Raw genomic sequence first — 16,686 nt, forward strand, 5'->3', positions numbered from 1 at the left:
GACTATGATTACTTTGATGTACGAACTGTGGATACCGAAGGGAAGATAGCGTGATGCGCTTGGATTACTTTAATGGGGGATACGAGATGAGTACAACGAATCGAAAGATTGTTTTTATAGATATTGATGGCACATTGGTAGATGATGACGGTAATATTCCGTTGTCTGCACAACAGGCGTGCAAACAGGCACGTGAAAATGGACATTTGCTCTATTTATGTACAGGGCGATCGAAGGCGGAAATCTACGAATCGATATGGGATGTAGGATTTGACGGTCTGATCGGTGCCGGTGGTGGATATGTTGAATTCGGTCAGGATGTGCTGTATCACAAAAGGGTAACGGCAGAAGATGTACGGCATATGGTCGCTTTCTTCAATGAACACCAGATTGACTTCTACCTGGAATCGAATTCGGCCTTGTACGCAAGCCCCAATCTTCAACCTCATCTGGAACGTCGTATCTATGGTGATGTGGAGAATGATCCGAATGCCAGAGCAAAAAAAGAACAAAAGCCGCATCCGTTTATTGCCGGTTTGACTTATGGTGAAGCTGATTTATACAAGGACGACGTGAACAAAGTTTGTTTTCTGGAAAGCTCCACAATTCCATTCGATCGAATCAAGCAGGAGTTCGAAGGCAAATTCGAAGTCATTCAGTGCACGGTGCCCATCTTCGGGGAAGGAAGCGGTGAACTGATGATCCCGGGCATTCATAAAGCCATTGCAATTGCAGATCTGTTGGAGCATCTGGATATGTCACGTGAAGATACACTCGCCATTGGGGACGGCATGAATGATGCCGAGATGCTGGAGTATTGTGCTGTAGGGATTGCGATGGGTAATGCCAAGCCAGGTCTCAAAGCCATTGCAGATGATATAACTGGAACTATTGAAGAAGATGGTTTATACCACAGTTTTGTAAAATATGGATTGATTGAGGCCTAATCAACCCCAAACGAGTGGAAGAGGTGAAACCCATGTCGGAAGGAATAAAAGTGGAGCTGGAAATTAGTGCATTCGGTCAGGAAACCGTGCCATCGTACGATGATTCTTTTCGTAAACATGAGATCGCAAGAACTCGGATTTTACCTAAAGAAACAACTTTAGCGCAACTGGAAGAGATGGTGAAGGAAATGATGGCAGAGATCAAAGAGGATTTTCAGCAACCCGAACAGTTATTAGCCAAAGTAACCTTAAGAGCCAAAGAAACGGATGGGGTATTGAAATATTTGGGTTAGGGCGAATGTTAAGCTGATGAATATGAAGGAGAGGATTACATATTTTCTCCCATCTGACCGATATAAAATAGGTATGCCTATAGACCAGAAAACGAAAGGAGTGCAGAACATGGATATTGCAGCATTATCAATGGCTATGAGTCAAGTCTCAGTGGCACAGTCGGCGAGCTTGCAAGTCATGTCCATGTCGAAAGACATGGCAGAGCAGCAAGGTCAGCAACTAACAGAAATGTTAAAGTCGGTTCCTGCTCCTCATCCCAATCTGGGTGGAAGTCTGGATATTTCGGTCTAGAAGATATTTGAGTTTTCGTTCTCGCGTTAAATATGCAGCAAGCAGAACCCAAACGGCTTCAATTCCAAGGAATTGAAGCCGTTTGGGTTGTTTATTTTCGTTTTAGATGATTTCCTACAAGCTTGGCGATCTGCCTTTCAACGGAAGTGTCTCTTTCAGCGTCCATAACTCATCGTAACTGGAAATCTGAAGATCGGCTTTGGATAAGTCCTGGTCACCTGATCCCGGATTACGGTATCCGATGCAGCGCATACCTGCACTTTTGGCGGCCTGAACTCCATTGCGCGAATCCTCAATGACGAGACAGTTCGAAGGGGATGCTCCAATCATTTCAGCTGTAGTCAGGAAAATATCCGGAGCCGGTTTGCCGTTTGTAACTTCCTCACCTGTCATTCGGACCTCAAAGTATTTTCCAAGTCCGGTCTTGTCCATGATCAGGTCGATCAGTGCACGTGGAGATGAAGAAGCAACGGCTATCGGAATGTGCTGCTCATGCAGCCAGCTTAACCAGCGTTCAACGGAAGGCATGGCTGTTAGCTTCGGGTGAGCCAGCATCGTCTGCATCACATTATGTTGATGGTAGGCGAGGGCTTCTTCCACGGTAGCCGTCAACTGGTGCTTGTCCAATACTTGCCGCCACATCGATTCCAGCGTGACTCCAACATAGGTGTGATGTTCTTCCTCCGTCATCTTCGCGCCGAAATGGGCAAAAGAGCTGCGTTCAATCTCGAAATAAATCGGTTCGCTGTCAATCAGTACGCCATCCATGTCAAAAATGACCGCCTGAATGCTGTCATCCTTCGACTCTCCCAGCCCTTCAAACTCCTTGTTTGCTACCATATGTTGTATTCCTCCTCCAGGATTCTGTAAGCAATTATCTCTAATTTATCTCAATTATGATGAACTTGCTACATTAGATACTGGAACCGCTGGATTGCAGCACCACTTTGATCGCATGTGAAGAAGCTTGAAGTGTACGCCCCTGAATATCGCAGCCAAGCGTGCGGAATGCTTCTTCGTAATCCTCCAACGGGAACGAGTGGGTGATAATTTTTTTCGCCGGGATAATCTGTTGCTCAATCATGTAATGTGCTGTTGCGAATGTGCCCAGGGAGTCGATGGAGCCAATGATTTTCAGACTGCGGTCCACAACTTCCTTGGGATTGAACGAAGTGTTTCCATCTCTCAGACCGACCAGCATGAGATAACCGCCGCTGGCGAGTTGCGAAAGCACTTGTGTACCCACGACACCTGTCGTATCCACAATCATATCAACCTGATTGGTTGTGGGTGCCAGTGATTCTATCGCATTTTCAAAGGATGAATGAACCTCCCATCGGTCCGGTGCAATCGAACCTGCAATAGCCAGACGTTCTTCCGAGATGTCGACGAGACAGCCAGTGACACCTTTGGAAGCGAGGGCATAGCTGTAAAGAATGCCAATCGGGCCCGCACCGAGGATAATGGTTCTAAAATTCGGCAGCAGATGGATCTGATTAATACCTGTAAGCATGCAGCTCAGAGGTTCGGTCAGCGTCGCTTCCTCGTAACTCACATGGTCCTTCAATTTATACAAAAAGCGATCCTCGGTTACATAATAATCCGTAAATGTACCGTCAGCGCTCACACCTGTCTCTGTAACCGATTTATGTGTGCAGTGATTTTGTCTGCCTGTTCTGCACATGTCGCATTGCCCGCAATAATAGGTAGGATCGATGACAACCCGGTCGCCCGGTTGTAGTGTTGTTACAGCAGAGCCCACAGCAATGACTTCCCCGGCAGACTCATGACCAAGAATGACGGAAGGAACCGCATGATATTTACCGCTGACAATACCGAGGTCGGTACCGCACACACCTGTTGCCCGGATTCGAACCAATACTTGATTGTCTCTTGCGATTTCCGGAACAGGTCGTTCTTCAAGCACTACATCCCAGGCCGATTTGTATACCAATGCTAACATGTGAAAACCTCCTTATTATAATATGAAATGTAACTATAGCGATTCATTTTAAAAACAGTTTCTGACAAGATACGAAAGTAGTGAAGGGGACGAAATCGATTCTGGAGAAGCGGAGCGTTCGCCTTTATCAACGGATTTTTCCCTTGGAAAAGGGAAATCAAAAAAATCCGGGGATAACAGCGATCAGAAGAACGATTCGTAACCGAAACGACCACTACGAGCAATGGCATTGAAATGTTTTAATGGACGCTGGCAAGCACCGAATCGAGTCGCTCTACAATTTCAACCAACTCATCTTCTGTTGTGGTTAGCGATGGTCTGACCTTAACTACGTTCCCGAAGCCATAACGTGACCCTCTTAAAATCAGATGCTCATCCGTGAAGGCACGGTCAATAATGGCGTTGGTTTTATCCGTATCCGGTTCATTATTGTCACCCACCATTTCTAATCCCCACATCAGCCCGACTCCGCGAGCTTCACCGATGCTTGGATATTTCATGGCCAAATCTTGCAGTAATCCACCTAAAATTTCACCTTTGCGTTTCACGTCATCCAGGAATCCAGGTTCGGATACAACCTCCAGGGTAGATTTGGCAGCGGTTACGGAGATCAGATTGCTTCCTGAGGTGAAGGAATGTTCATGCTTTTCCAGTACATTCAATCGGGACTGCATCAATACCGCAGCAACAGGTACACCGATTCCGCCGAGACCTTTGGCAAGGGTAATCATGTCTGGCTGGATATCGAACAGTTCGCTGGCGAACATATATCCAGTACGTCCGATTCCGGTCTGCACTTCGTCGGCAATAAGAATGATGTTGTACTCATCACACAGTTTACGCAGGCGCTTGAAATATCCTGCAGGAGGAATGATATTGCCGCCATTGCCGAGGATTGGTTCAATAATCATGCAGGCGACTGAGCCGGAGCTCGCATATTCTATAGCATCGGAGATAGCTTCAACGCATTGATATCCGCAGTCTCCGTTTGGAGATTTGAATGGGCAACGATAGCAGTATGGTGCAGGTACATGAACGGAGTTGGCAACAGCCGAGTTGGGGAAACGTTTACGCCGGAAGGCATTTCCCGAAATCCCGGTTGCAAATTGGGTCTGCCCATGATGGGACAGGTACAGGCTGATAATGTCTGTGGATTGCGTGTATTTCTGTGCAATTTTGGTGGCACATTCATTGGCGGTTGAACCCGTAATATCCCGCATCCATCCGGCATTAATGTCGTTTGGAGCATATTCAATCAGATGATCGAGCACTTCATCCACATACGGTTCTGTGAAGGAGGAAGACATATGCGTCAGATTGCCGACTTGTTCCTGAATTTTGCTCACGACATGCGGGTGATTGTAGCCCAGTGACAGGTTAAATGTACCGGATACGCCATCCAGATATTCAACGCCAGCATCGTCAATCAACTTAATCCCTTGTCCGGTTCTGAAGCGGTTTTTGGTTAAAGTTTGCATACGATTCCCTCCATAAATGTAATGTACTAGCCTGAACGATGATCAATAATTCCGGATTACGCAGGCATCACCCCTCTCAGGATGCAACGTTTAAATCTCTTTACTCTGATGTGCGAGAGTTCCACTTACGCTGCTGTTCCTTACATTCCAGAGATGAGAGAGTACGAGAGTGAGGAGCAGAATCAGACAAAATCCGGCCAAAATCCAGACCGTGTTCACTACAGGCCACGTACTCATGCTCCATCCGGTGACATACTGTAGAATGGCGCCACCGATGCCGCCTGAGGCAATCAGGATGCTGGTTGTGCGCTCAGTCATGCCCGGGATCAGAATGTTGGCATAGACCAGTGCGATACAGAACAGTCCTGACATGAACAATCCAGTTCCGAAGATTAGCAGATATGTTGCCCATTGGCCTGTAACGAACACCATGGCAACGGCGAACAGAAGTGTTCCTACCGTACTCCAGATCAGGAAAGGCATGTAGTTGACGGCCTCGGCAATTTTTCCCGAAAAAAGACGACCGATAATCATGGCAATCCATAGAATGGATACGCTGAGTGAAGCGACGGATTCCTGCAACTGCAAACGTTCGACCAGGATGGAAGGCAGGAAGTTCATCAGGCCTAACTCCAGACCCATGTAAACGAAGAAGAAGATGACGAAAATGGTGAGCAGCCCCAGATGTTTTCTGGAATACTGGGCCCTGCCCGTTGCATGTCCAACGGTATTTTCACCAGCTTGTTTCAGATAAGAAGCGGCGGAGGTGGGCATGGTTACCCATAGCAGAATGAGAATAAGGGATAACGCGGAAACGGTATAAAACGTAAGATGCCAAAGATCCAGCCAAATGTATAAGGCAGCGACTGCCGGAATGAGAAGTGCTCCGAGGGCAAAGTACACATCAAGCTTGGACATGGCGACTGCTTTCTGATTTTCCGTAAATTCTATCGTAAACGCACCAACGGAGGGTTCAATGATGCCAGACCCAAACCCGACAATAATGGTTAGAAGAAGAACAACTGTCCAGGATGGCAAAAATCCGAGAACGGCATAGGCGGCCACAATACAGATCAGTGCGATGGTTAACATGGATTTTCTGCCGATGCGGGCAGTCATGGAAGGAGCAACAAGCACCCCGACAAGAAAACCGAGGAACTGCAGAAACAACAAAAATCCGCCATCACTATAACCACGCTCGTAATGTGTCAATAAAACGGGTAGAAGTGCACCGAGTACAACGCTGGTTATGCCGATTAACAGATAAAAACCGCAGCTTAAAGCGAAAATTCTTCTCATAAGTTGTCCTCCTAAGATGGATATAAATTTTATATTATGTAAATAATGTTTCTTTCGTATATAACTTATACCATAATTATGCAATTGTACATGCTTTTTATTGTAAAATAATGTTAACTTTTGACGAATGAATGATCTTTCTCACACAATGTTCAACCTAAAACGATTTCGTGTCGAAACAAAAAAAGTTTCTTGTCAGTAATAGACAGGAAACTTCTTGACGTTCGGGAACATTAATCCGAATATGATTTAACTTAAGCAATCGTCCCCACTAAGCAGTCTGCACGAAGAAAATCCCATCCAAGGGAGCCTGAGCAGATGCAGGGCCAGTTCGTAATAACAAATATCCGGTTGCATCGGAAAGTCCCAGTATATCCTGATAGGGATCGGGGAAATCCGCGGAATAAATCTGACCTACGAATTGATAGTCCTCTAACAAATGGCTAATTCCATTTACACCGTTAGGTAGCATGGAAGAGAAAAATGAAAAGGCAGGGAAATCCTGTTCCTCAATCTCCATTTCCGTCAATCTTACTCCGCATAAAGGAATGGATTGAATGGGACATACGGAAGTCAGTGGCTCTGAAGTTACGGATACGTATGTACTTCCAGCGAGAATATTCTCCTTCCACTCCAGCTCATCTCCCGCATAGGTTACCTGATCCAAAAAGTAATCTGAAGCGGAATAAGTGGAGAAGACCGAGATATACTTATCCGGTGGCAAAGAAGAAAGGATATGGTGCTGTTGTAAAAGTGTATTGCAATCGATGGAGAACAAATGCAACAAGGGCTGGCCCTCCGAATTAAGCGGCCAATTCGTAACATATGCAACTTCTCCGCCAATCCATATGCCAGTATTCTGGTTCAGAACATCAGGGTCAATTAAAAGTTGGGTAACTTTGTGCATGGGAAACTCCTTTTTATCTGGATTAAGCTGTTTATACAAACATCAATCATCAAATTTGACCGGCCGGTACGTTTAATCTTTGACTTGAATCACGTGTCCAAACAGCTTGTGCGCTTTGTCCCAATCGACGCCAAGTTTACCTTGCCAGCCGGCCCAAGGCATCTGCATATCAGAGCGGCCTTTGGTATTGTTAAGCTGCAACTCACCGTTCAGGATATGCTCGTTGTTGGTCCAATGGTCTGTACTTAGGGAGAGAACCTGATTGGGCAGCACACCTACCCTGGACAGCGCTTGAAGAATACTTCGACGAATCCCGGCGTGTCCTTTGACCAATTTCTCTGCAGTGAGTCGTTTCTCAAATTTTCCCGGGGATTCTTCGGCGTCAGCTTGATCCAGCATGTAAAGCAGTTGATTGAATGTGCTGATATCCTCGGAAGTCGCTTTAATGGGTCCTTGCTCAAGTAAGGTGACAAACTCTGTCAGATCGGCGTATGCACCTACGCTTGACCCACTGTAATCATAACCCTGGTGGAGGGCGTATCGGATACTGGATAGATTCTTCCAGCTCTCATCACTATGACTGAAACCGCAAACTCTGCAAGCAAGAAATTGTTCGGTCTCTTCGTAAGCATGCGCCTGCGAGTGAGTCATCATATGGTAGCTTGCGAGCGTAGATATGCCTCGTGGATAACTGCCTCCGACCCCTGCAATAAATGCTTGGGTAATCGTGGACCAGGAAAGACGTTCATTCTGCTGGAAAGCGATTAGTTGTTGAATGATATTATCATGGTGGATTAACTCCAGATCATTAGCCACCCAACCTTGTGCAGCCAGTAGCTCCTGTTCGGCTGGAGTTAGTGTATCCGTTTGATAGATCATTACTTCTCGTGCTCTGTCATAATCACCATTGGTGTGTAGATATAACTTTTTAAGCACTCTCATGCACTTTTTGTCCATGGTTAACTCCTTTCCAAAGTTAATTTTTAATCTCCTATGTACTTACGTATAACAATTCATTTGCTTCGTTTCATTATAAGTGAGATGATGTGGGATGAAAATCAGTACAAGGTACTAACCCATTGAACGGAGAAGATGAACTGACAACATGAACTTGCTAATGGACCAGCGGCAATATTACAGATGAGAAGTGGTGGAGCATGCGAATTAACAAATACATCAGTGAAACGGGATATTGCTCCCGCAGGGAAACGAACCGATTAATTGCAGCCGGGCGCATCACGATTAATGGCAAGGTATGTGAAAAAGGTGCGGACGTAGAGCCTGAGGATATCGTGCTCATCGACGGTAAGGAGATTCCTTACAATGATCGCGAGCCTGTTTACCTTGCTCTGAATAAACCTATCGGCATTGTCTGCACCGCAGCGGAACAGGTGGAGGGAAACATCATTCAGTATGTGAATTATCCCTCGCGTATCTTTGCGATTGGCAGGCTGGATAAGGCGTCCGAGGGTTTGATTTTTCTGACGAATGACGGAGATATTGTGAACAAGATGATGCGTTCGGAGCATAACCACGACAAGGAATACGTAGTGACCGTCGACAAACCTGTGACAGACGAATTCGTACGGGCGATGTCGCAAGGGGTTGAGATTCTGGACGTGGTGACGAAGCCGTGTGAGGTATATCAGCAGCATAGTGAGAACGTATTTCGTATCATTTTGACTCAGGGGCTTAATCTGCAAATCCGCAGAATGTGCAAGGCTCTGGGTTACAGAGTACTCAAGCTGGAGCGCATCCGAATTATGAATGTTACGCTGGATGGACTGGAACGTGGACAATGGAGACATCTGAAGAAGCAGGAGTTGGAGAACCTTCTATCCATGTTGAATTAGGGAAAGGCATCGAAGCAATGTCCCCGGCAAAATGAGGAGAGGCACTAATCCGTCATGGATTAATGCCTCTTTCTTGAGTTATGGACGATGAAGTCTTATATTATTGAAGTTTTGGCAACGGATTACGCATTCTTTTTCTTTGTACTTTCTTCTCTGATATAAATGACCCGAGCAACGTTAATAGAGCTCCGAGCAGCGTTATCCAGGTAATCCGTTCATGTAGAATCAGTGCAGAAGCGACGACAGTTATGACTGGCACCAAATAAATGTACACACTTGTTTTGACGGCTCCCAGCAGACTCACTGCCCGGTTCCAGGTTACAAAACATAAGGCCGAGGCACCCAGCCCGAGAAAGAGAAGATTCGAGAGGTTGGCCATGTTGGCGAAGCGCCCAAGATCGAAGTGGAATTCGAACAGGAACAAAGCCGGCAGCATGAATAATAGTCCATAAAAAAATACTTTGCGTGTTGCACCGATGGTGTGATAGGGAAGTTCACCTATTTTGCGCATGATTACTGAGTAGATCGCCCACACAGCAGGTGCTACGAAAGCGAGCAGATCGCCCAGCGGATTTAGTTGCAGAATGAAACTGCCGTTGAATCCAATCAGGATAATGCCAGTCAAGGCAATGGCGAAGCCTACAATAAACCGCTTGTGCAATGTCTCTCCATCCAGAAAGAAATGTGCAAGGACTGCCGTAAAGAAGGGGGCAATTGAAACAATAACACCTACATTGGAAGCGAGGGTGTACACCAGTGCAATATTTTCAATAAGAAAATATAACGTAACTCCGCATACTCCAGCACCGATAAACAGCATTTCTTCTCGGAGCGAGGTAATTCGCATCAACCGTGGATAGATCAGGAAGAGCACTACATAGCCAATCACGAAACGGAAAAAGAGAATTTCCACCGGGGTGAAATCGATCAGCAGCACCTTAGTGGAGATAAACGTTGTTCCCCAGATCAGGATCGTAAGTAAGGCCAGCAGGTGTCCAGTGGAGGGTTTGTTCTGACCTGTCATGACAGATCATCCGCTGTGCGATTTGAATCCACTTCATGGTTGAAGATGCGTCTGTATTGCTTGGGTGTCAAGCCAATCAGCTTTTTGAAAAAATTCGTAAAGTGACTCTGGTCACTGAAACCGGTCTGCGCGGCGACCTCAATTGGGAGATTGCCTTGTTCCAATAGACGTTTGGCCTGATTGATGCGAATCGTTTCCAGGTAGCGGTAGGGAGATATCCCTTTTTGACGGGTAAATAAACGCAACAGATGATACTTGCTCAGTCCTGTTAACTCGACCAGCTGGTTCAGCGTAATGCTCTCCATATAATGAGTCTCTATGTACTCGCATATACGTCTGATCTCGATGGTGACGTCCTGGGCAGAAACGGGTGGATCGGCATCCGCATATTCTCTCATCAGTTGTTCCAGCAGAAAGAGCAGCAGCTCTTCTTTGTGAAAGTCAGCTTGCTCTTCCAAAATCATCTGATGCAGTTCGTGTAAGGAACCAACATGTTCGCTTTGGTAGAGAACAGGAGAAGTAAATCGGGGCAAGTAATCTTGTCCTGTAATTTCCTGTACATACTGGTGCATGACCTCAGGTTGAATGTTGATGCAGCGATAATCCAGAGTTCTGCCGTCCACCTGTTCGCAGGCATGGGGATCATGCGGATTAAAAATAATCATGTCTCCAGTGTTCAGCATATATTCTTCGTTATTACATACGAGATGGCGCTTGCCTTGCTCAATAAATCCGATGACGTAATAGTCATGAAAATGATTGGGGAATTTCTGCATAATGCCTTCGAATTGATAGGCTTCGAGCTGTAAATCGGTATCGAACACGACGGTTCGCACTTCGCGAGTCACCTGCTGCACCTTCTTTCTGGTAAGTTAAATGTCATTATAATATGAAAAGAAGGAACTTTCTTGGACGATATTGCTCGCTTTGTTTTGTTCAAACATGTAAAAAAGCCAAAATACCCGCTGTCCCTAACTAGATGGATGACGAGTATTTTGGTTCAATTATAGCTCATTTAATGGATAACCATATGAATTTGAACCGAAATTATTCTTATAGCAACGTAGCAAGTGCTTCTGGTGAAAAGGCCTGAATTTCATTCACACGGCCATCACGGATTTTCACGGCCCACGTCGGATCAGCAAGTAGTGCGCGTCCAACGGCAACCAGATCAAATTCCTCCTGTTCCAACCGATGAAGAAGATCATCCAAATCCTTATGTCCTGCACCTTTACCTTCCGTATAGAGACTGGTGAATTCATTATCCAGACCGACAGAGCCCACAGCTATCGTTGGTTTGCCTGTCAGTTTTTTCACCCAGCCAGCAAATCCAAGTTTCGAACTATCAAATTCCGGCTCCCAGAAACGTCGGGTAGAGCAGTGGAATATATCGACGCCGGCCTCTACCAGCACATTCAGGAATTGCTCCAGCTTATCCGGTGTGTCCAGCGGTTTGACGTCATAATCACTCATTTTCCACTGCGACAAACGGATGGCAATCGGATAATCGGGACCCACGGCTGTACGAATGGCTTGAATAAGTTCGGTAGCGAATTGCGTTCGCTTGATAAGATCGCCGCCATAGCGGTCTGTCCGTGTATTTGTTCTGTCCCAGAAGAATTGGTCAACCAGGTAACCATGTGCTCCTTGAATTTCAATGCCGTCAAACCCAAGCCGTTTGGCATGAACTGCTGCGTCCACAAAAGCTTGAATGATGTTGACGATTTCCGCCTCGGTCATTGGTGCACCGGTCAAGTTTCCCTCAAGATCAATACCGGACGGCCCAATGGACGGAACTTCCGGATAAGGCTGTGATCCCGCTGGACGAGCCATACCCATATGCCAGAGCTGTGGAAAAATCTTGCCCCCGGCTTCATGGACTTGTCTGACGACTTCTGCCCAGCCGTTTAATGCTTCTTCGCCATGAAAACGGGGCACGCGTGGTTCGCTGGTTGCCGCCGGATGGTCAATAGTTACACCTTCGGTAATAATAAGTCCGACACCATTTTCGGCACGTCTGCGATAATAAGCTGCTACATCGGAGCCTGGCACACCATCTGGTGAGAAAGCCCGACCCATTGCGGGCATAACGATACGTGACTGCAGGGTTAAATGATGAATTGTATAAGGTTGAAACAGTTTTTCCGTCGATTGGACTTGTTGCTGCTGATGATTACTCAAGTCAAACACCTCCATAATAGTGCACCTCCAAGCGGGGTACGAGTGCAATAGTATCAATGGAGAATGCCTGTATCAACCGACGATTTAACCAATGTGTTGCTTAAGCGAAGCGACCATAATAATGTTGGTTTAACCCTGAATTACTTGTTGACCTAACAGGAGCTATTTATAATAGAGGCATTGAGAAGGTTGATTACAAGATCGATTAAAAGGGGTACTTTGTATATGTCAGGTGAGTTTTCTCCAAATCCCAATGACCCGCGGGTGATTCGAACCCGTCAATTAATTCAGGATGCGTTTTTTTATCATTTGAATAAAAAGGATTTCTCTGCTATCACGGTTCAGGATATTACGCAAAAAGCGACGATTAACCGGGCCACATTTTATGCCCATTTTGCAGACAAATATGAACTGCTTGAATCCGTTTTGTCCTATGCTTTCCAAGAATATGTGCTCAAACAGATTGATGTAGAGGCACATTTGACCGAAGAGACCTTGAAGCAACTGGTGATCTCGTTATGTAATTATCATGATTCAAGCAACCAGTGTATCAAGAAATATGAGTCCGTAGCGCCAATCTTTGAGGAAAACATTAAGGCTCAGTTAGAAAAGCTTGTTCTGGAGCTTGCCATGAGTCAAACACATGGTGCGGAGCCACCCAGAACATTGGCGTATTTGGCAACGATGCTGAGCTGGTCGATCTATGGGGTGACGTATCGTTGGAATCTGGAGGAGAGGCAGGAATCCCCGGCTGAGTTGGCCGAGCGAGTGGTGCCGTTTATGATGAATGGAACAGGTTTGCTGAATTAACGAACGGTAGAATTGAAGGATAGAGGATATCTATAAGGATAAGGGTAGAGAGAAAGAGCAGATGGGATCTGCTCTTTTTGTTTTGATAATATCGATAGAACTTATAGTAAAGATGACATATCCATATAAGCATTTACGTCAGATGTAATTACCTAGACAACTTCATCGGAAGGCTTGTTAAAGATTGTCCGGCCGCAGAAGCGGTCAGGTTTTCCTCCAGATTGAATCCTTGCACGGGTTCAATGCTGGTGAACGTTTTGAGAAATGCGGTCAGTACAATTTTGGCCTCTAGACGGGCCAGAGGAGCCCCCAGACAGAAGTGAGTACCAAAACCAAACGCAAGCTGTTTATTATTGTTCGCTCGATGAATATTCAAAGTGAACGGATCTTCGAACATGGTCTCATCCATATTGGCTGCACTCATCCACGCCACGATAGCGTCTCCCTTTTTCAGTTTAACTCCGAGCAGATCGTTATCCTCTTTGACCATACGGTCCATTTTGCTGATGTGAAAGCGATATCTCAGCATTTCCTCTACCGCGGCGGGGACAAGCTCAAGGTTATCCCTGAGTTCGGCATACAATTCCGGTTGGTCATACAGAAGAGCATAGAACGAGTTGGCCAGCAGGTTGCTTGTGGTTTCTATGTCGGCTCCCAGAATAAACATGGTGGTTCGCACGATCTCTTCATCCGTAAAGTGCTCGCCATCCAATTCCACCTGAATCAGGTCCGATATGATATCTTCTCCCAGATTGGACCTTTTGGACACAACGAAGGGATACAAGTACTTGAAATATTCTTCCCCGGCTATCTTTTTCATTTCGTTAATTTGATCAAAAGTGGCATCGGTAGTAGGCATAAACATGGTGTCCACCCAATCCTTGAACAAATGACGATCTTTGGAAGGAATGCCGAGCAGGTCCGACATGATAATGACAGGAAACATGCTTGTATAAGCTTCAACAATGTCCACTTCTGATTGACCTTCAAATTCGCTGATCAGCTCTTCAGCCACAGCCTCGATTCTCGGTTCCCAGAGCTTGAGACTTCTGGGTGTAAATGCACTTGCCAGCAATGATCTCCGCTTGCGATGTTCCGGCGGATCTACGTTGTGAATATCCAGCTTGTCCGGCATGTGATGCTCACTGTCCGCACCTTCTTCTTCACTTGAATATCCCACGTTAACAATAGATCTTTTTCTCACACTGGAGAAGTGCTCGTGATCATTAAGCACGGTTTTGACAAGATCATACCTGAATACATGCCAGGAATCGGTCTCTTCATTGTAGATGACGGGTTCCTGATTCAACATGCTGCGATACCAACGGTAGGGACTGAATTCTTCTTCTTTCGATTGGAAATTCGTGATTTCAGACAGAGAAATAATAGAGCTCTTCGTCATTCGTTTCGCCTCCTTGGTTGGTCTCATTGACAAATATAACAAACAAGAGTACTTTAATTCAAGTAGTTTAAATTGAGATAACAAGGTGGAATAGAGAGTGAAGAACATACTGAAGCACGGTGGAGTCAAGGCAGGCATATTTATGATCGTTTTTTACCAAATTGTAATGTTGACCGTTTTCATGTCGGGGTATAGCGCAATCCCCAAAAATGTAACGAATCTTACGGTCGCTATTGTCAACGAAGACCAGCAATCCGGAACTGAATTTGTACAAAAGTTGCAAGAACAATTGCCATTTAAAGTCGTTACCAACGAATCATTAGAACAGGCGAAGACGGGGCTGGAAGACCGGGATATTCATATGATCATACGTATACCGGGTGATTTTACGGAGAAACTGTCTGAACAGGACGGTAAAGCTCAGTTACAATACCTGATTAATGAATCGAACCCAACAACAATCACGAGCTCCATGAAAAATGTGGCAGCTGAAATCACCGCGCAGATGGGTGCACAGGTTCAGGCACAGAGCTTCGAGGGTGTGTTGAGCAGTATGCAAATTCCTGCCGAGCAATCGAAACAGATTGTGGAATCCACTATGGGCAAAGTGTCATCCGACATCGTTCTGAGCAATCCGCAGCCAGCAGGCATGCAGAATCAGATGGCACCGATGTTCATCACCATGGCGCTCTATGTTGGAGCCATGATCTATGCGATGCAAAGCATTGGCGGAATGAAGCAGCTGCAAGGACAAATGGGGAAATGGAACGCATTTTTTGCAATGCGAGGTACGAATTTGCTTGTTTCCATCGTTGCTCCACTCGTAGGGATCGGCATTTATTTTATGGTGCAGGGGTATGGCGTGGACGTGTTTATGAAAATGTGGATGGTCCACAGTTTACAGCTGTTTGTGTCAATTGAGTTCACCAGCATCTTTATCATGCTTCTCGGTCAAGGCGGAATGCTGGTCAATATGATATTTGTACTCAGCCAGTCCATTGCAAACGGGACGTCCATGTCACCGGAGATGATGCCAGCATATTTCAAATTCGTGAGTCAAATTACACCGATGTTCTATTCAACACATCTGGATTATAATATTCTCTTTGGCGGAGGGAAGACGGTAGAATATGCGGTTGGACTGGCATTGGTGGGCTTGGGAGCCTTTGTGATCAATACAGCCATTCATCATTTCAAAAAAGCCAAACAGACTGATATAACACAGGAGCCTGTACAACAGCCCGTTATGATATAAAATAGAAGTGATAAGGGTAGGCGATCAGGAAGAAGCTGTACCCTTGGAAGAGCAGAATGGGGGCAGTCACAATGTCGATTCAAATTTTTATACTCGGTGCACTAAGTGAGGGGAATTGTTATCCCTATGATATTAAGAAACGAATTGGGAAACATCTGGATCAAACGGATGCCAAGATTACGGAAGGCACCATTTATTATAATTTTGAAGTGTTGCTGAAGAAGGGCCTGATCGAGAAGGTTGAAACGATTCAGACTGAAAATCGACCGGATAAAACGACATATGGAATCACCGAAAAAGGACGTCAGTCCCTTGAAGAGAGCATATATAAGGTGTTTCAGAAGTTTACGAATGTACAGTCCTTATACGCTGCGTTGGTTCATTTGGATAAGGTGGATAATCAGAAAATCGCATATTTGATTGAGGATATTATTGAGAAGATGAATAAGAGGCTGGAATACATTGATTCTCATACACCTCAGGAGATTGATGTGCAGGAGGATCTGAAAGATGCACTCCTGTTAATGCGAGATCATGCCTACCACTCTATTCAAAGTGATATAATCTGGCTACAGAAGCTGCTGCATCATGTTCAGAGCAGAGTATTAAAAAGCTGAATAACTTGTTAAAGGAATGAGGAGGAGAAAATGATGTATGAACATTTGGTCGCATTTAAATTGAACGATAAAATCACTACGGTCAAACAGCAAGAATTGGTGGCTCAATTGCTCGCTTTACAGGAACAAATTCCTGGAATTGTGGATCTGACCGCAGGCGTTAATGTAACAGAGGAGACGGATCATATTCAGGGCTTCACACTTGGCCTGAGAGTGACGTTTGAAGATCAGGAGGCACTGCGTGCTTATGGCCCGCATCCTGCACATCAGGCATTTGTAACCTCTCTGAATGAGTGGGTGGAGAATGTAATTGTGGTCGATTATCCGATCCCCTCAAGATGAGGGGCTTGGAATCACTGGTTGCC

The 16,686-nt window shown here is 45.6% G+C and carries 18 protein-coding genes; 8 read left to right on the forward strand and 10 right to left on the reverse strand.

What is annotated here, in order from left to right:
- Nucleotides 1-86 precede the first annotated feature (86 nt).
- The 3 genes from HW560_RS18260 to HW560_RS18270 all read left to right on the forward strand — a co-directional run bounded on the left by HW560_RS18260 (nt 87) and on the right by HW560_RS18270 (nt 1,532).
- Nucleotides 87-947 carry a Cof-type HAD-IIB family hydrolase gene (locus HW560_RS18260; protein ID WP_179264168.1) on the forward strand — a complete coding sequence of 287 codons (861 nt, stop codon included), beginning with the start codon at nt 87-89 and terminating at the stop codon, nt 945-947.
- A 32-nt stretch (nt 948-979) separates the two neighbouring features.
- Nucleotides 980-1,240, forward strand: a complete 261-nt coding sequence (locus tag HW560_RS18265) for a hypothetical protein (RefSeq protein ID WP_179264170.1) — start codon at nt 980-982, stop codon at nt 1,238-1,240.
- 109 nt (nt 1,241-1,349) lie between these two features.
- Nucleotides 1,350-1,532 (forward strand): YjfB family protein, encoded by a 183-nt coding sequence (locus HW560_RS18270; RefSeq protein ID WP_024630505.1) that lies wholly within the window; start codon nt 1,350-1,352, stop codon nt 1,530-1,532.
- A 114-nt stretch (nt 1,533-1,646) separates the two neighbouring features.
- Here HW560_RS18270 and HW560_RS18275 read toward each other — a convergent pair whose 3' ends face one another.
- The 6 genes from HW560_RS18275 to HW560_RS18300 all read right to left on the reverse strand — a co-directional run bounded on the left by HW560_RS18275 (nt 1,647) and on the right by HW560_RS18300 (nt 8,136).
- The gene (locus HW560_RS18275; protein ID WP_179264172.1) at nt 1,647-2,372 is read right to left on the reverse strand and encodes an HAD family hydrolase; all 726 of its coding nucleotides are present in this window, start codon (nt 2,370-2,372) and stop codon (nt 1,647-1,649) included.
- A 73-nt stretch (nt 2,373-2,445) separates the two neighbouring features.
- Complete coding sequence (locus HW560_RS18280) at nt 2,446-3,495, reverse strand: zinc-dependent alcohol dehydrogenase (protein WP_079693960.1); 1,050 nt, start codon at nt 3,493-3,495, stop codon at nt 2,446-2,448.
- 239 nt (nt 3,496-3,734) lie between these two features.
- The gene (locus HW560_RS18285) at nt 3,735-4,973 is read right to left on the reverse strand and encodes an aspartate aminotransferase family protein (RefSeq protein WP_179264174.1); all 1,239 of its coding nucleotides are present in this window, start codon (nt 4,971-4,973) and stop codon (nt 3,735-3,737) included.
- A 90-nt stretch (nt 4,974-5,063) separates the two neighbouring features.
- On the reverse strand, nt 5,064-6,272 hold the full coding sequence (locus tag HW560_RS18290; protein WP_179264176.1) for an MFS transporter: 1,209 nt from the start codon (nt 6,270-6,272) through the stop codon (nt 5,064-5,066).
- 271 nt (nt 6,273-6,543) lie between these two features.
- Entirely contained in the window at nt 6,544-7,179 is a 636-nt protein-coding gene (locus HW560_RS18295) for a DUF1963 domain-containing protein (RefSeq protein ID WP_179264178.1), read from the reverse strand.
- A 72-nt stretch (nt 7,180-7,251) separates the two neighbouring features.
- Entirely contained in the window at nt 7,252-8,136 is an 885-nt protein-coding gene (locus HW560_RS18300) for a hypothetical protein (RefSeq protein WP_179264180.1), read from the reverse strand.
- 200 nt (nt 8,137-8,336) lie between these two features.
- On the opposite strand from HW560_RS18300, the gene HW560_RS18305 reads away from it, so the two are divergent.
- Nucleotides 8,337-9,032 carry a pseudouridine synthase gene (locus HW560_RS18305; protein ID WP_179264182.1) on the forward strand — a complete coding sequence of 232 codons (696 nt, stop codon included), beginning with the start codon at nt 8,337-8,339 and terminating at the stop codon, nt 9,030-9,032.
- 100 nt (nt 9,033-9,132) lie between these two features.
- Here HW560_RS18305 and HW560_RS18310 read toward each other — a convergent pair whose 3' ends face one another.
- From HW560_RS18310 to HW560_RS18320, 3 genes are all read right to left on the reverse strand, one after another.
- Nucleotides 9,133-10,056: a DMT family transporter gene (locus HW560_RS18310; protein WP_179264184.1), complete on the reverse strand. Its 924-nt coding sequence runs from the start codon at nt 10,054-10,056 to the stop codon at nt 9,133-9,135.
- Nucleotides 10,053-10,904, reverse strand: a complete 852-nt coding sequence (locus tag HW560_RS18315) for an AraC family ligand binding domain-containing protein (RefSeq protein WP_179264186.1) — start codon at nt 10,902-10,904, stop codon at nt 10,053-10,055. The genes HW560_RS18310 and HW560_RS18315 overlap by 4 nt, the downstream gene beginning before the upstream one ends.
- Nucleotides 10,905-11,109: 205 nt before the next feature.
- Nucleotides 11,110-12,237: an NADH:flavin oxidoreductase gene (locus HW560_RS18320; RefSeq protein ID WP_257031361.1), complete on the reverse strand. Its 1,128-nt coding sequence runs from the start codon at nt 12,235-12,237 to the stop codon at nt 11,110-11,112.
- A gap of 225 nt (nt 12,238-12,462) precedes the next feature.
- Between HW560_RS18320 and HW560_RS18325 the strand changes: the two genes are divergently transcribed.
- Complete coding sequence (locus HW560_RS18325; RefSeq protein WP_090900174.1) at nt 12,463-13,047, forward strand: TetR/AcrR family transcriptional regulator; 585 nt, start codon at nt 12,463-12,465, stop codon at nt 13,045-13,047.
- Nucleotides 13,048-13,195: 148 nt separating this feature from the next.
- Here HW560_RS18325 and HW560_RS18330 read toward each other — a convergent pair whose 3' ends face one another.
- A complete protein-coding gene (locus HW560_RS18330; RefSeq protein ID WP_179264191.1) occupies nt 13,196-14,449 on the reverse strand; it encodes a cytochrome P450 in 1,254 nt (417 codons plus the stop codon).
- Nucleotides 14,450-14,546: 97 nt separating this feature from the next.
- On the opposite strand from HW560_RS18330, the gene HW560_RS18335 reads away from it, so the two are divergent.
- From HW560_RS18335 to HW560_RS18345, 3 genes are all read left to right on the forward strand, one after another.
- Complete coding sequence (locus tag HW560_RS18335) at nt 14,547-15,704, forward strand: YhgE/Pip domain-containing protein (protein WP_179264193.1); 1,158 nt, start codon at nt 14,547-14,549, stop codon at nt 15,702-15,704.
- Between the two features lie 71 nt (nt 15,705-15,775).
- Entirely contained in the window at nt 15,776-16,321 is a 546-nt protein-coding gene (locus tag HW560_RS18340) for a PadR family transcriptional regulator (RefSeq protein ID WP_177185748.1), read from the forward strand.
- A 30-nt stretch (nt 16,322-16,351) separates the two neighbouring features.
- Complete coding sequence (locus tag HW560_RS18345) at nt 16,352-16,663, forward strand: Dabb family protein (RefSeq protein WP_256222145.1); 312 nt, start codon at nt 16,352-16,354, stop codon at nt 16,661-16,663.
- Nucleotides 16,664-16,686 lie beyond the last annotated feature (23 nt).

The organism is Paenibacillus sp. E222 (assembly GCF_013401555.1).
Classification (GTDB): domain Bacteria; phylum Bacillota; class Bacilli; order Paenibacillales; family Paenibacillaceae; genus Paenibacillus.

Coding starts and splice junctions, on each gene's coding strand:
- HW560_RS18285 (WP_179264174.1), bottom strand. CDS start 4,973: ATGCAAACTTTAACCAAAAACCGCTTCAGAACCGGACAAGGGATTAAG.
- HW560_RS18330 (WP_179264191.1), bottom strand. CDS start 14,449: ATGACGAAGAGCTCTATTATTTCTCTGTCTGAAATCACGAATTTCCAA.
- HW560_RS18270 (WP_024630505.1), top strand. CDS start 1,350: ATGGATATTGCAGCATTATCAATGGCTATGAGTCAAGTCTCAGTGGCA.
- HW560_RS18325 (WP_090900174.1), top strand. CDS start 12,463: ATGTCAGGTGAGTTTTCTCCAAATCCCAATGACCCGCGGGTGATTCGA.
- HW560_RS18260 (WP_179264168.1), top strand. CDS start 87: ATGAGTACAACGAATCGAAAGATTGTTTTTATAGATATTGATGGCACA.
- HW560_RS18290 (WP_179264176.1), bottom strand. CDS start 6,272: ATGAGAAGAATTTTCGCTTTAAGCTGCGGTTTTTATCTGTTAATCGGC.
- HW560_RS18265 (WP_179264170.1), top strand. CDS start 980: ATGTCGGAAGGAATAAAAGTGGAGCTGGAAATTAGTGCATTCGGTCAG.
- HW560_RS18340 (WP_177185748.1), top strand. CDS start 15,776: ATGTCGATTCAAATTTTTATACTCGGTGCACTAAGTGAGGGGAATTGT.
- HW560_RS18295 (WP_179264178.1), bottom strand. CDS start 7,179: ATGCACAAAGTTACCCAACTTTTAATTGACCCTGATGTTCTGAACCAG.
- HW560_RS18305 (WP_179264182.1), top strand. CDS start 8,337: ATGCGAATTAACAAATACATCAGTGAAACGGGATATTGCTCCCGCAGG.
- HW560_RS18300 (WP_179264180.1), bottom strand. CDS start 8,136: ATGGACAAAAAGTGCATGAGAGTGCTTAAAAAGTTATATCTACACACC.
- HW560_RS18310 (WP_179264184.1), bottom strand. CDS start 10,056: ATGACAGGTCAGAACAAACCCTCCACTGGACACCTGCTGGCCTTACTT.
- HW560_RS18345 (WP_256222145.1), top strand. CDS start 16,352: ATGATGTATGAACATTTGGTCGCATTTAAATTGAACGATAAAATCACT.
- HW560_RS18275 (WP_179264172.1), bottom strand. CDS start 2,372: ATGGTAGCAAACAAGGAGTTTGAAGGGCTGGGAGAGTCGAAGGATGAC.
- HW560_RS18280 (WP_079693960.1), bottom strand. CDS start 3,495: ATGTTAGCATTGGTATACAAATCGGCCTGGGATGTAGTGCTTGAAGAA.